Consider the following 12,707-nt stretch of genomic DNA (forward strand, 5'->3'; position numbering starts at 1 on the left):
GAGCCCTGCATGAATGAGGAAGAACGCCTGTCCGAGACGGACCTTGCGCTGTTGCAACTGGGCCGGCGCCTGCAAGCCGACGGCTACCGTTTCATTACCCCGACGCCGTTGACCCACGAGCGGGTCAACCAGCGGCCCGGCAATGAACGCGCCAAGACCTTGCGGGACGTGTTCGGCTGGTCGCGGCCGTTTGCGCCGGGACTGATCAGCGCCGATGAACAGCGGCAACTGCAAGAAGCCCAAGTGCTGGAAGAGCGCGACGGCCTGCTGCGCAGCCGGGTGCGCTGGTCGAGCCTGGATGGCTTGCTGTTCGCTCATTCGCAGTTTCCCACGCAGACCACCGATGCGGTGTTTTTCGGCCCTGACAGCTACCGCTTCGCCCAACTGATCCATACTCATCTGCAACAGAACTTCACGGCGGTGCATCGCGCCGTGGACATCGGTTGTGGCGCCGGCGTCGGTGCGATCGTGATTGCCCGCGCCCGGCGTGAAGCGCAAGTGCTGGCGGTGGACATCAACCCACAAGCCTTGCGCCTGAGCGCTGTGAACGCTGCGCTGGCCGAGGTGGGCAATGTCGAGGTCGCTCGCAGCGACGTGCTGCAGGACGTGCCAGGCAACTTCGACCTGATCGTCGCCAACCCGCCGTACATGGCTGATCCATCCGAACGCGCCTATCGCCATGGCGGCGGCGCACTGGGCGCCGGGCTGTCGTTGCGCATCGTCGAACAGGCTTTGCCCCGTCTCACACCGGGCGGCTCGCTGGTGCTCTACACCGGCGTGGCGATGGTGGATGGGCGCGACCCGTTCCTGGAGGCGCTGGGCCAATGGCGTGACTCGGCGGATTTCGGCTGGACCTACAAGGAATTGGACCCGGACGTGTTTGGTGAGGAATTGCTGACGCCGGGTTATCAGGACGTGGAAAGGATCGCCGTGGTGGCGTTGGTTGTAACCCGCATTGGCGCAGGTATCGGCGGGGTTATCGGAGGGATTATCGATGAACAGGCGCATGAAATTCGGCATTGAAGAGGAGTACTTCATCACCGATCTGCAAACCCGTTGCATGCCGGGTGAGCCACCCGCAGAGGCTGTCGCTGCGTGCCAGGCCGAGCTGGGCAAGCATTTCGCGCATGAAATGTTCCTGTGCCAGGTCGAGATGGCATCGCCCATCTTTCGCAGCCTGCCAGAGGCTGCCGACTACCTGAGCCAGGTGCGTACGGGCTTGAACCAGCGGCTGGCACCGTATGGCCTGGGTCTGCTCAGCGCCGGTTCACACCCGATGACGACCCAAGTGCTGCAGCCGACCGACGAGCTGCATTTCCAGCAACTGTTCGATGATTACCAGAGGGTGGCGCGGCGCAGCGTGCTGTCGGGCCTGCATGTCCATGTGGAAGTTCCGGCCACCCAGGATCGGGTGCGGGTCATGAATGAGATCCTGCCCTGGTTGCCGATGTTCCTGGCCTTGAGCGCTTCATCGCCGTTCTGGAACGGTGGCTACAGTGGCTTCAGCAGCTATCGACAAGTGGCCTGCGATGAATGGCCGCGCATGGGCGTGCCGGAGTATTTCGAAGACGAGTCGACGTTCGCCAGCTACGTCGACATGCTCATGCGCACCGGGTCCATTCGCCAGCCCAGCGATTGCTGGTGGGTGATACGGCCGTCCTCACGTTATCCCACGCTGGAACTGCGCATTTGTGATGCCTGTCCGCGGGTCGACGACGTCCTCTGTCTGGTCTCGCTGTTTCGCCTGATGGTGGCCCATGCCGTGGCGCAGCGCCGGCCTGGTGCCCACTACAGCCAGATGTCCCAGTGGGTCCTCAAGGAAAATCGCTGGCGGGCCAAGCGTCACGGGATTCTTGCGGAGTTTATCGTCGAGGGGCAGGAGCAGCCGATGCTGATCGGTGAATGGTTGACCCTGGCCGAGCAAACCTTCGGTGAGACCGCAGCAGAGCTGGGTGTCCAGGACGTATTCAAGCAGGTGCGCCGCATGGTGCAGGAAGGCACCAGCGCCGACCGGCAAATCGTCCTCTTCGAACAGGGGCTGCTGCTGGGCGATTCCGTCGAACAGGCCTTGAGCCGCGTGGTCGATCAATTGCTCGCGGAAACCGCCGGGCTGCCGGTCGCCGATCCGGCGTTGCTACAGGTGGCAGGTGGGCCATGAGCAGCAAGACCCTGGATGACTACAATCGCATGCGTGACTTCGCCGCCACCCCGGAGCCGGCGGCGAAGCGCTCGCGCAAATCGGCGAAGACTGCCCATGCCTTGCAGTTCTGCATTCAAAAACACGACGCCTCGCGGCTGCATTACGATTTTCGGCTGGAGCTGGACGGCGCACTCAAGAGCTGGGCGGTGCCCAAAGGCCCCTCCCTGGACCCGAAAGCCAAGCGCCTGGCGGTGCATGTCGAAGACCATCCGCTGGATTACGCCACGTTCGAAGGCAACATTCCCGAGGGCCATTATGGCGCCGGTGACGTTATCGTCTGGGACCGGGGCGTCTGGATTCCCCAGGATGATCCCCATGAGGCCTATGAAAAAGGCCGGCTCAAGTTCGAACTGCAAGGCGAAAAGCTCAGCGGCCTGTGGAACCTGGTGCGCACCCACATGCCCGGCAAGCAGGAGCAGTGGTTCCTGATCAAGCATCAGGACCAGGCCGCCCGCCCCGAGAGCGAATACGACGTGGTCCAGGCCGAACCGGACAGCGTGCTCAGCGATCGCACCCTCGTGCCCAAGCGTCGCGGCAAGGCCGCCGCAGCCAAAGCGGTGAAACAACCGGAAAAAGCCGTCCAGCCGAAACCGCCGAAACGCCCCTCGAAAACCACCCTCAGTGGCGTGGTCGCCGGGCCGTTGCCGGAAACCCTCAAGCCGGAACTGGCAACGCTGGTGGAAAGCGCGCCCGACGGCGAATGGCTCTATGAGATCAAGTTCGACGGTTACCGGGTCATGGCACGCATCGAAAACGGCGACGTAAGGCTGCTGACTCGCAACGGCCATGATTGGACCCACAAATTGCCAAGGCAGGCCGAAGCCTTGGCTGCGCTGGGCTTGGAATCGGCCTGGCTCGACGGCGAGATGGTGGTTGCCAACGACCAGGGCGTGCCGGACTTCCAGGCCTTGCAAAATGCCTTCGAGGCCGGCAGCAGCGGCAAGATCGCCTATTACCTGTTCGACATGCCTTACCTCAACGGCATGGATTTGCGCAAAGTGCCGGTGCAAGAACGCCGGGCGGCATTGGCTGCAGTGCTGGAGCCCAATGAAAGCCCCTTGCTGCGGTTTTCCGATGCTTTCGAGCAACCCCCCGAAGCGCTGCTCGACAGCGCCTGCCAGATGCAGATGGAAGGGTTGATCGGCAAGCGCATCGGCAGTGCCTATGTGTCCAGGCGCAGCAATGACTGGATCAAGCTCAAGTGCAAGAATCGCCAGGAGTTCGTGGTGGTGGGCTTCAGCGATCCCAAGGGCGCTCGCAGCGCCTTCGGTGCCTTGCTGCTGGGGCTGCATGATGCCGACAGCGGCCAGTTACGCTACGCCGGCAAGGTCGGCACCGGATTCAACGAAACCACCCTTAAAAGCATCTACCAGCAACTGCTGCCCTTGGAGACGAAAAAGGCCGCCGTGGTGAATCCGCCCACCGGTTACGAAGCCAAGGGCGTGCACTGGCTCGAACCGACGCTGTTGGCCGAAGTGGCCTTTGCCGAAATGACCAAGGACGGCTCGGTGCGCCATGCGGTCTTCCACGGCTTGCGCAACGACAAGCCGGCCAAGGACATCACCCAGGAGCTGGCCAAGCCCGTGAAAAAAAACGCTGCCGCAAAAAAAACCAAAGCCAAGGATGAGCCTGGCGCGACACCGGCCAAAACCAAGAGCAAGGCCAAGGCACCGGCCTTGGACGGCAAGGTCCGCATCACCCATCCGGAGCGGGTCATTGACGCCAGCAGCGGCACCACCAAACTGCAACTGGCCGAGTACTACGCCAGTGTGGCCGAATTCATCCTGCCGGAACTGGCGGATCGCCCGGTGGCCTTGGTCAGGGCGCCGGATGGCATCGCCGGGGAACTGTTCTTCCAGAAGAACGCCGAGCGCCTGGCGATTCCCGGCATTACCAGTCTGGACAAGGCGCTGACCGGGCAGCCGGTGATGATCATCAACAACGCCGAGGCGCTGATCGGCGCGGTGCAGATGAGCACGGTGGAGCTGCACACCTGGAATGCCACCTCCGTCGACCTGGACAAGCCTGACCGCTTCGTCCTCGACCTTGACCCGGATCCGGCGCTGCCCTGGAAAAGCATGGTCGAGGCGACGCAGCTCACCTTATCGGTACTCGATGAGCTGGGGCTCAAGGCATTTCTCAAGACCAGCGGTGGCAAGGGCATCCATGTGGTGGTGCCGCTGACGCGCAAGCTGGGTTGGGATGAGGTCAAGGGGTTCAGCCATGCGATTGTCAGTCACATGGCCAAGCTGCTGCCGGACCGTTTTTCGGCGGTGTCGGGGCCGAAGAACCGTGTGGGGCGGATTTTCATCGATTACCTGCGCAATGGGTTAGGCGCTACCACCATTTGTGCCTACGCGGCTCGGACCCGGGAAGGGTTGCCGGTGTCGGTGCCTATTTTTCGTGAGGAGGTGGCTGAGCTCAAGGGGGCGAATTTGTGGAATGTACATAACGTTCATGAGCGTTTGGCGCAAGTGGGGCATGAGCCTTGGGCTGGGCTTAAGCGGACTCGGCAGAGTATTACGGCTGAGATGCGGAGGCGTATTGGTATGAGGAAGACTTGAGGTGTTTTGGGGGGTGAATATCCATTGCTGCGGTCACGGCGGCTTATGGTTCCGCCCTTACGGCGGGTCACTTTTGGAAGAGCGCCAAAAGTAACCAAAAGCGCTTTGCCCCACCACTCGGCACCTCGCCTAGGCTCGGTGTGCCCTCACTCCGGCATTGCTCCGTGGGCCGCCACGAGGCGGCCTAACAGCCGACCTGGTTCCTGTGGGAGCGAGCTTGCTTGCGATGGCGGTGGTTCAGTTATATGGATTTTGAGCTTGCTGGCCTCATCGCGAGCAAGCTCGCTCCCACAGGTTTTTTGGTGTGTCCAGATACTGTGAACACCCGTAAACCCATGTGGGAGCGAGCTTGCTCGCGATGAGCACTGCAACACCGCTGTCATTGGCGGGTGCAGTATTACCTTCAGCCCACCGGCAGTCGCAGATATTCCGGCTGCAGGTAGTTGAACCACAGCAGGATCATTTCCACCAGGATTGTCACCAGGACCAGCAAGCCGACGCCCCAGACACTCGTCGAGTAGAGCAGGCCCTGTTCTTTCCTGAGGTTCATGAACTTGGGCAATCCGACGAACAGCAGGAATGTCGAGTAGGCCGAGGCCAGTAACAACACCGCCACCGCCAGCCAGCGATTCGGGTAGAGCCCGAAGATCCCGGCCAGGAAGTATGGCGTCGCGGTGTAGGCGGCGAAGCCGATGCATTGGTTGACCGTCGGGCGAACGTCGAAGGTGCGGGACATCCAGCGAATGAACAGTCCCATCAGCGCAACGCCGACCACGATGGTCAGGTACAGCAGCACGCACAATTGAAATGCGCTGGCGCGGCTGAGACGTACCGTTTCGTTTTCGGCCAGGCTCCAACCGGTCCAGGTGGTGCCGATGAACAGGCACACCGCGGGAATCAGGGCCAGCAATAGCAAATGATTCAGGTAGTGGCGCGGATGAGCCTGTTCCTGCTCGCGAATGTCTGTCCAGGCGAAATCAGGGTGCGTGAACAGTTTGACGAAAGGTGCAGACATGACGACCTCCTGATCGGGATGGCCTCTGCATGAGGCCCTTATAGGTTTGAGGTACAGCAAAAGACAGGGGTTTCATTTATTTCTCGGCGCAGGGCGAGGGCGCGATAAAGGGAATGAATCACAACGGCAAGAGTCAACCCATCAGCATCCCTGAAGGACCCTTTGCCATGACTGCTGCTCAAATCCTGGTTGATTATCTACGCGAGCATGACCTGCGCCTGACCACGGCCGAGTCCTGTACCGCCGGGCAGATCGTCACGTTGTTGGCCGAGGTCCCGGGCAGTGGTTCACTGATCGAAAGCGGCTATGTGGTGTATTCCCCTGAAGCCAAGCAGCGCTTGCTTGGTGTCAGTCCACGCACCATCGATACCTTCAATCTCACCAGTCGTGAAGTGGCCGAGGAGATGGCCCTTGGCGCCTTGCGCGACGCCAATGCCAATGTCGCAGTGGCGACCACCGGGCTGCTCGGGCCAGACGACAGGGACGGCATACCTGCCGGCACCGTGTGTTTTGCCTGGGCGTTCGATGTGAATGGCCAGCGATCGCTGTTCAGCCGCTGCGAACGCTTCTTTGGCAGTCGCGGCCAGGTGCAACTGTGGGCAGCGCAGTACGCGTTGCAGCAATTGCCGGCCTTTCACCAGCGGGCTGTGGCCGGTGAGCGTCGGTAGGAAGAGATCATGACCGATCAATACGAGCAGGACGACCACCGCAGCCGGCAGTTTCCGGTGCGTGAAGACATGGCCTTCCAGAACAAGGTCTGGCGCTTCGAGCGAGTGGGCTGGTACGTGTTGGTGCTGCTGGTGATCCTGACCTTGCTGGGGCTGTTTTCCCGTGGGCCATTGAGCAGCCGGGAGCTGCAAAGCCGCGACGGTAGCCTCGGCGTCGAATACGAGGCCTTCCACCGCAACGGCTCCACCAACGCCATGGTCATTCGTCTCAAGGGACAACCCAGCGCCGTGCTGGAAGTCGAGTTGGGCGGCGACTGGCTGGAAGGTTTCGAGGTGCAAGCGTTACAACCGGCGCCAATACATTCGGCAGGCGCGGGGCAGGGCATGACACTCCGGGTCCAGGCCGATGAGCGGGGGCAGGCCAGCCTGCATCTGTCATTGCTCGGCGAAGGGCTGGGCACCTACCACAGCCGCATCGCCATCTCCGGCGGTGCTGCGGTCAGTTTCAATCAGTTCATTTTCCCTTAGGTGACCTATGGATTCGGTGCTGCGGGCAACTGCGATTTACCTGGCATTGCTGGTGTTGTTCAAGATCGCCGGACGCCGGTCGCTGGCGGAACTCACCACCTTCGACTTCGTGTTGTTGATGATCATCGGCGAGGCGACGCAGCAGGCGTTGCTAGGGGATGATTTTTCGCTCACCAACGCGCTGATGGTGATCGTGACGCTGATCGCCATCGATGTGGGATTGTCGTTGCTCAAGCAACGTTCCCAATGGGTGTCACAACTGATCGATGGTGGCCCGACTGTCATCGTCGAGGACGGGCGAATCCTCCAGGGCCGGATGCGTCATGCCCGGCTGGTAGAAGCCGACATCATGGAGGCGGCGCGCTCGAGCCAGGGTATCGAGACCCTGGCGCAGATCAAGTTTGCGATCATCGAGCGCAATGGGAAGATTTCGGTGATTGCCAAGGAGCCGTCCTGAGCGCTGTCGTCGGGCACTTTTTTGTGGCGAGAACTTGCTCCCGTCGGGTCTGTAGGAGCTGGCGAAGCCTGCGATCTTTTGATCTTTCACTTGAGCCCCAGGTGTCTTGGTAAAGATCGCAGCCTCGTTGCACTCGACAGCTCCTACGCCGCTTCTATCCCTACAGTATCGGCTTGCCTCCGGTAATCCCGTAGCGAGTCCCGGAGATGTAGCTGGCTTCGTCCGAGGCCAGCAGCACATAGATCGGCGCCACTTCCACCGGTTGGCCGGGGCGCCCGAGCGGGGTCTGGGAGCCGAAATGCTGTACCTCTTCCTCGGGCATGGTCGCCACGATCAGCGGCGTCCAGATCGGTCCTGGTGCCACGCTGTTCACTCGGATGCCCTTGGGGCCGAGCATTTGCGCCAGGCCGCCGGTGAAGTTGGCAATGGCGCCCTTGGTGGTGGCATACGCCAGCAGCGTCGGCTTGGGCATGTCGGAGTTGACCGAACTGGTGTTGATGATCGAGCCACCCGGCTTCATGTGCGGCACGGCAGCCTGGCAGATCCTGAACATCGCCGTGATGTTGATATCGAACGTACGCACCCATTCTTCGTCGGATATTTGCTCGAGACTTTCATGGGTCATCTGGAACGCGGCATTGTTGACCAGGACGTCGATATGCCCGAAGCGGGCGACGGTTTCGTCGACGATTTTGCGGCACTGGTCTTTGTTTGCCAGGTCACCGGGCAGCAACAGGCATTGGCGTCCGGCCTGCTCGACCCAGCGCGCGGTTTCCTTGGCGTCTTCATGCTCGTCCAGGTAGGCAATCGCCACGTCCGCGCCTTCACGGGCAAAGGCAATGGCGACGGCGCGACCGATGCCGCTGTCGGCGCCGGTGATCAGGGCGATTTTGTTCGCCAGTCGTCCGGAGCCGGTGTAGCTCTGTTCGCCGCAGTCCGGGTAGGGGTCCATTTTCCGTTGGTTGCCGGGCACCGGCTGGCTTTGTTTCGGGAAAGGTGGGAAAGGGTATTCGACCATTGTCGTTCTCCAGGCTTGGTTGCGATGGAGGGTGGACTGTGGGGTTTCGGGCAGAGTTCGGTCGGATTTTATTGTCAGTCGATGAGCGTGATGACGAGCGTTTCGTCGGTGAACAGAGCGCTGCGACGAGCGTCAGATGAAGCGATGTTCTTCAATGAACGTACGGGTTTCGATAAGGAGCAGGACCATGTTCAGTCACATACAGATCGGCGCGCGCGACCTGCCGAAAATGGTCGCTTTCTATGACGCCGTCCTCGGCTGCCTGGGACTGGAGCGCATCGAGGGTGAACACGACTCAGGCCCGCCGGGGGAGGGGTGGCAGCGCCCCGGCAAGCATTGGCCACAGGTTTTCGTCCAGTTGCCTTTCAATGGCCTGCCCGCTACGTGGGGCAATGGCATGCAAGTGAGCTTCGCCGCTGACTCGCCGCAAACCGTGCGTGCTGCCTGGGAGCAGGCGATTGCCATGGGCGGTATCGACGAAGGCCCACCCGGCCCGAGGCCACAGTATTGCGAAGGTTATTTCGGGGCCTATTGCCGCGATCCGGAGGGCAACAAGCTGTGCTTTGTCCATGCGCCGGATATGCATGAATAACGCACAAATCCAGCATGGCTAGGCGCTTGTGTGGCGAGGGCGCTTGCTCCCGCTGGGGCGCGTAGCGGCCCCCAAACTATCTGAGGGCTGCTTCGCAGCCCAGCGGGAGCAAGCGCCCTCGCCACAATGGATTGTTGGCGCCTGTTGGATCAGCCCCTGGCCTTCAGGCTACGCTCCATTCGCGCAATCCCTTCCTCCAGCAGCGCCCGCGGGCAGCCGAAGTTCAAGCGCACGAACTGACCGGCGTCGTCGCCAAAATCCAGGCCTGCACTGAGCCCCACCTTGGCTTCTTTCAGGAAAAAGCCTTGCGGGTCATCCAGCCCCAACCCGGAGCAATCCAGCCAAGCCAGGTAAGTGCCTTGGGGCACGGTCATGGTGATGCCCGGCAGGCGAGAGTTCACCGCTTCGACCAGGTAATCGCGGTTGGCTTGCAGATATGCCTTCAAGGCCTCTAGCCACGGGCCGGCCTCGCTATAGGCCGCACGGGTCGCTTCAAGGCCCAGGGCATTGACGCTGTCGACCATGCCGGCCCGGGCGCTGTTGACCCGTTCGCGCAGCTTGGCGTTCTGGATAATCGCGAACGAGGTTTTCAACCCGGCGATATTGAAGGCCTTGCTGGCGGACATCAGGGTGATGGTGCGCTCGGCAATCTCCGGGCTGAGGGAGGCGGTTGGAATGTGCACACGGCCGTCGAAGCACAGTTCGGCATGGATTTCGTCGGAGATGATCCAGGCGTCCTGCTCCAGGCAAATGTCTGCCACGGCCTTGAGTTCCTGGCGGTCAAACACCTTGCCCAACGGGTTGTGAGGATTGCTCAGCAACAGCGCGCCACCGCCCTGCAATGCTTCGCGCAACGCAGCCAATGGCGTGTGGAATTCACCGTTGACCGGGTTGAATGGCAATTCCACTTTGTTCAACTGCCAGTGACCCGGGGCGTTGCGCAGCGGCGGGTAGTTGGGCACCTGCACCACGACATTCTGCTGGGGTTCTACCAAGGCATGCAGCGCCATGTTGAAGCCCGGTTCGACACCCGGCAGGAACACAATCTGCTGGGGTTCGACGCGCCAGGCGTACTTGCTCCACAGGTCGGCCACGACGGCGGCACGCAGATCGTCCTGGGCCACGCTGTAGCCCAGCATCGGATGTTCCAGGCGCTTGTGCAGCGCTTCGATGATCACGGGGGGGGCAGGGAAGTCCATATCGGCAACCCACATTGGCAACACATCGGCCGGGTAGCGGCTCCATTTGGTACTGCCGGTGCCGTGGCGCTCCAATACCGTGTCGAAATCGAAAGTCATGGGGGCTCCCATCAGTCAGCGAGTTGAGATGGCGAACATCATAAAGCAAAGGCCAATGAGAAATGCCGACAACATTGGCATCCTGACCCAGGTGATTCCCTGCACCTCTCGGTTTGTCCGGCAAACCGAGCCTTGCGCATACGCATGTATCTCTGTGTATCCACCACCTGTACAGATACGGATTGTTTCTTTTAAGCGCTTCGATGACACATCCGGGATACCTCGCCAGCGTCAAATGAACCCATCGAGACCGTCCAAGGGGTCTCACGGGCTCACCCGTCGTTTGCAAGGAGATCCACCATGGATACGACTCTGACGCACCACACGTTTGTACCACGCCTTCATCGCCTGCTCGCGCCTTCCATCCTGGTGCTCGCCATGATGCAACTCTGTCCCCTGGGGCTTGCCTCGTCGCAGGCAAACGCCGCCGAAGTACCTGCCAGCACCATCGGCGCCATTACCCCGGGTAGTCACACGTCGTTCGGCCCGTTGAAGCACGTCAAGGCCGGCCTGTTGGACGTTTCCTATGCCGAGGTCGGTCCCGCCGATGGGCCGGTGGTCATCCTGCTGCATGGTTGGCCCTATGACATTCACAGCTACGCGGATGTGGCGCCAGCGCTGGCAGAGAAGGGCTATCGCGTGCTGATTCCGTACGCCCGCGGTTATGGCGATACGCGTTTCCTGTCGGCCAAGACCCTGCGCAACGGCCAGCCTTCTGCACTGGCAAGCGATCTGATTGATTTCATGGACGCACTGAATATCAAGCAGGCCGTGCTCGGCGGTTATGACTGGGGCGCACGCACCGCCGACATTGTCGCGGCCCTTTGGCCGGAGCGGGTGAAGGCGCTGGTGGCGGTGAGTGGCTACCTGATCGGCAGCCAAGAGGCCGGCAAGGCACCGCTGCCACCGGCCGCCGAACTGCAGTGGTGGTATCAGTTCTACTTTGCGACAGAACGTGGCCGCCTCGGCTACGAGAAAAACACCCACGACTTCGCCAAGCTGATCTGGAAGCTGGCGTCACCCAAGTGGAACTTCGATGACGCGACGTATGAGCGAAGCGCCGCCGCCTTGCAGAACCCCGATCATGTCGCCGTTTCAATCTTCAACTATCGCTGGCGCCTGGGCCTGGTCAAGGGCGAGGCCAAATACGACGCGCTGGAAAAGAAACTGGCGACGTTCCCGTCGATCGGCGTGCCGACCATCACCTTGGAAGGTGATGCCAATGGCGCTCCGCACCCGCCTGCCGAAGCCTATGCCAAGCGTTTCACTGGCCAATACGAGCATCGCCTGATCGATGGCGGTGTCGGCCACAACTTGCCGCAAGAAGCGCCGCAGGCGTTCGCCCAGGCGGTGATCGACGCCGATCATCTTCAATGATGCCGCGTTCCCGGCATCTGAAGTGAAGGGTTGCCTGAAACAACGGATTTTCCGCCCAAGGGCTGATACTTGAAATCACCTTGGATCAGGCAAACATGCCGGCGGATCCGGCAAGCGGATTGGCATTTCGCTCCACATACTCTCGCGGTCCTGAGGCCCTGCCACGGATGTCTCCGAGTGGCAGGGGCTTCTGTAGGCCATCGAAAACATGTGTGCGAGTGCTTGATATGGAAAACAACGCGATCCGCTTTGCCTGCAACGGCTGCGGGATTTGCTGCAAAGGTCGGCTGATTCCACTGACGCTGGACGAGGCAAGGCAGTGGCTGCAACGCGGACATGAGGTGGCGGTCGTACTGGAGGCGTTCGATGAGTCGACCTGGCCTTCGGAGCCTCGACAATTTGCCCATAGCGCCCAACGGGCCGTGGAAGTCACCAGTGGCGATGCCCAGATTCGAGTCGTTGCGGTACTGGCGGGCAATGCGCTGACGCAGTGCCGCAATCTCGGCGACGATGGCCGTTGCGGTATTTATGAAGAGCGGCCGTTGGTCTGTCGAATCTACCCGATGGAAATCAATCCGCTCATTGCCTTGCGTCCTGCCGACAAGGTCTGTCCGCCGGAGGTCTGGGAGGCGGAAGAGGTCTTGTTTACCGACCGCGTGGTCGATCCGATCCTGGCCGATCAGATCGAACGTTCCCGCCAGGCGGACAGGGACGATGCCCAGGCCAAGATTGCGCTGTGTGAAGCGCTGGGCATGAACGTCGCCGCTTGGAAGGGCAACGCGTTGGCGGTGTACTTGCCTGATCGGGCGCGGTTGGCTGAAGCGATCATTCGCTACGATCGCGCCCCCGTGGCACCGACAGGCCTGGATTGGAAAGTGCGGGTCGAAACGCCGGACCTGGCCCAACGACTGCAGCAAGTGGGGGTCGCGCTGGATGATCAACAGTCAACCGGCTACATCTTCCAGAATCTTTAGGCACCCAGCCAAACCA

At 61.2% G+C, this 12,707-nt stretch carries 12 protein-coding genes; 9 read left to right on the forward strand and 3 right to left on the reverse strand.

The window, feature by feature from the left end; translation table 11 throughout:
- Nucleotides 1–9: 9 nt before the first annotated feature.
- Genes LOY50_RS14160 through ligD form a run of 3 tightly spaced genes read left to right on the forward strand, consistent with a single transcriptional unit; the run spans nt 10 to nt 4,764 of the window.
- Complete coding sequence (locus LOY50_RS14160; RefSeq protein ID WP_258691189.1) at nt 10–1,023, forward strand: class I SAM-dependent methyltransferase; 1,014 nt, start codon at nt 10–12, stop codon at nt 1,021–1,023.
- The gene (locus tag LOY50_RS14165; protein WP_258691190.1) at nt 995–2,158 is read left to right on the forward strand and encodes a carboxylate-amine ligase; all 1,164 of its coding nucleotides are present in this window, start codon (nt 995–997) and stop codon (nt 2,156–2,158) included. Before LOY50_RS14160 ends, LOY50_RS14165 begins: the two co-directional genes overlap by 29 nt.
- Nucleotides 2,155–4,764, forward strand: a complete 2,610-nt coding sequence (gene ligD, locus LOY50_RS14170; RefSeq protein WP_258691191.1) for a DNA ligase D — start codon at nt 2,155–2,157, stop codon at nt 4,762–4,764. Before LOY50_RS14165 ends, ligD begins: the two co-directional genes overlap by 4 nt.
- Nucleotides 4,765–5,167: 403 nt before the next feature.
- Here the strand turns inward: ligD and LOY50_RS14175 are convergent, their stop codons facing one another.
- On the reverse strand, nt 5,168–5,779 hold the full coding sequence (locus LOY50_RS14175) for a Yip1 family protein (RefSeq protein WP_258691192.1): 612 nt from the start codon (nt 5,777–5,779) through the stop codon (nt 5,168–5,170).
- A 167-nt stretch (nt 5,780–5,946) separates the two neighbouring features.
- Between LOY50_RS14175 and LOY50_RS14180 the strand changes: the two genes are divergently transcribed.
- The 3 genes from LOY50_RS14180 to LOY50_RS14190 are packed head-to-tail and all read left to right on the forward strand — an operon-like array spanning nt 5,947 to nt 7,432.
- Complete coding sequence (locus LOY50_RS14180) at nt 5,947–6,447, forward strand: CinA family protein (RefSeq protein ID WP_258691193.1); 501 nt, start codon at nt 5,947–5,949, stop codon at nt 6,445–6,447.
- Between the two features lie 9 nt (nt 6,448–6,456).
- Nucleotides 6,457–6,975 (forward strand): hypothetical protein, encoded by a 519-nt coding sequence (locus tag LOY50_RS14185; RefSeq protein ID WP_258691194.1) that lies wholly within the window; start codon nt 6,457–6,459, stop codon nt 6,973–6,975.
- 7 nt (nt 6,976–6,982) lie between these two features.
- Nucleotides 6,983–7,432, forward strand: coding sequence for a DUF421 domain-containing protein (locus tag LOY50_RS14190; protein WP_024618528.1), 450 nt, complete (start codon nt 6,983–6,985; stop codon nt 7,430–7,432).
- A 160-nt stretch (nt 7,433–7,592) separates the two neighbouring features.
- Here the strand turns inward: LOY50_RS14190 and LOY50_RS14195 are convergent, their stop codons facing one another.
- Nucleotides 7,593–8,450 (reverse strand): SDR family oxidoreductase, encoded by an 858-nt coding sequence (locus LOY50_RS14195; protein WP_258691195.1) that lies wholly within the window; start codon nt 8,448–8,450, stop codon nt 7,593–7,595.
- A 187-nt stretch (nt 8,451–8,637) separates the two neighbouring features.
- On the opposite strand from LOY50_RS14195, the gene LOY50_RS14200 reads away from it, so the two are divergent.
- Nucleotides 8,638–9,042, forward strand: a complete 405-nt coding sequence (locus LOY50_RS14200) for a VOC family protein (protein WP_253474750.1) — start codon at nt 8,638–8,640, stop codon at nt 9,040–9,042.
- 149 nt (nt 9,043–9,191) lie between these two features.
- Here the strand turns inward: LOY50_RS14200 and LOY50_RS14205 are convergent, their stop codons facing one another.
- Nucleotides 9,192–10,340: a MalY/PatB family protein gene (locus LOY50_RS14205; protein WP_253474754.1), complete on the reverse strand. Its 1,149-nt coding sequence runs from the start codon at nt 10,338–10,340 to the stop codon at nt 9,192–9,194.
- A gap of 300 nt (nt 10,341–10,640) precedes the next feature.
- On the opposite strand from LOY50_RS14205, the gene LOY50_RS14210 reads away from it, so the two are divergent.
- Together LOY50_RS14210 and LOY50_RS14215 are read left to right on the forward strand one after the other, a co-directional pair.
- Complete coding sequence (locus LOY50_RS14210; RefSeq protein ID WP_258691196.1) at nt 10,641–11,717, forward strand: alpha/beta fold hydrolase; 1,077 nt, start codon at nt 10,641–10,643, stop codon at nt 11,715–11,717.
- A gap of 227 nt (nt 11,718–11,944) precedes the next feature.
- Complete coding sequence (locus tag LOY50_RS14215) at nt 11,945–12,691, forward strand: YkgJ family cysteine cluster protein (protein WP_258687811.1); 747 nt, start codon at nt 11,945–11,947, stop codon at nt 12,689–12,691.
- Nucleotides 12,692–12,707 lie beyond the last annotated feature (16 nt).

It is taken from the genome of Pseudomonas sp. B21-010, from assembly GCF_024749325.1.
GTDB lineage: Bacteria > Pseudomonadota > Gammaproteobacteria > Pseudomonadales > Pseudomonadaceae > Aquipseudomonas > Aquipseudomonas kilonensis.

Excerpts from the sequence above, each read along its gene's own strand:
- LOY50_RS14160 (WP_258691189.1), top strand. The coding sequence starts at position 10 with ATGAATGAGGAAGAACGCCTGTCCGAGACGGACCTTGCGCTGTTGCAA.
- LOY50_RS14165 (WP_258691190.1), top strand. The coding sequence starts at position 995 with ATGAACAGGCGCATGAAATTCGGCATTGAAGAGGAGTACTTCATCACC.
- ligD (WP_258691191.1), top strand. The coding sequence starts at position 2,155 with ATGAGCAGCAAGACCCTGGATGACTACAATCGCATGCGTGACTTCGCC.
- LOY50_RS14175 (WP_258691192.1), bottom strand. The coding sequence starts at position 5,779 with ATGTCTGCACCTTTCGTCAAACTGTTCACGCACCCTGATTTCGCCTGG.
- LOY50_RS14180 (WP_258691193.1), top strand. The coding sequence starts at position 5,947 with ATGACTGCTGCTCAAATCCTGGTTGATTATCTACGCGAGCATGACCTG.
- LOY50_RS14185 (WP_258691194.1), top strand. The coding sequence starts at position 6,457 with ATGACCGATCAATACGAGCAGGACGACCACCGCAGCCGGCAGTTTCCG.
- LOY50_RS14190 (WP_024618528.1), top strand. The coding sequence starts at position 6,983 with ATGGATTCGGTGCTGCGGGCAACTGCGATTTACCTGGCATTGCTGGTG.
- LOY50_RS14195 (WP_258691195.1), bottom strand. The coding sequence starts at position 8,450 with ATGGTCGAATACCCTTTCCCACCTTTCCCGAAACAAAGCCAGCCGGTG.
- LOY50_RS14200 (WP_253474750.1), top strand. The coding sequence starts at position 8,638 with ATGTTCAGTCACATACAGATCGGCGCGCGCGACCTGCCGAAAATGGTC.
- LOY50_RS14205 (WP_253474754.1), bottom strand. The coding sequence starts at position 10,340 with ATGACTTTCGATTTCGACACGGTATTGGAGCGCCACGGCACCGGCAGT.
- LOY50_RS14210 (WP_258691196.1), top strand. The coding sequence starts at position 10,641 with ATGGATACGACTCTGACGCACCACACGTTTGTACCACGCCTTCATCGC.
- LOY50_RS14215 (WP_258687811.1), top strand. The coding sequence starts at position 11,945 with ATGGAAAACAACGCGATCCGCTTTGCCTGCAACGGCTGCGGGATTTGC.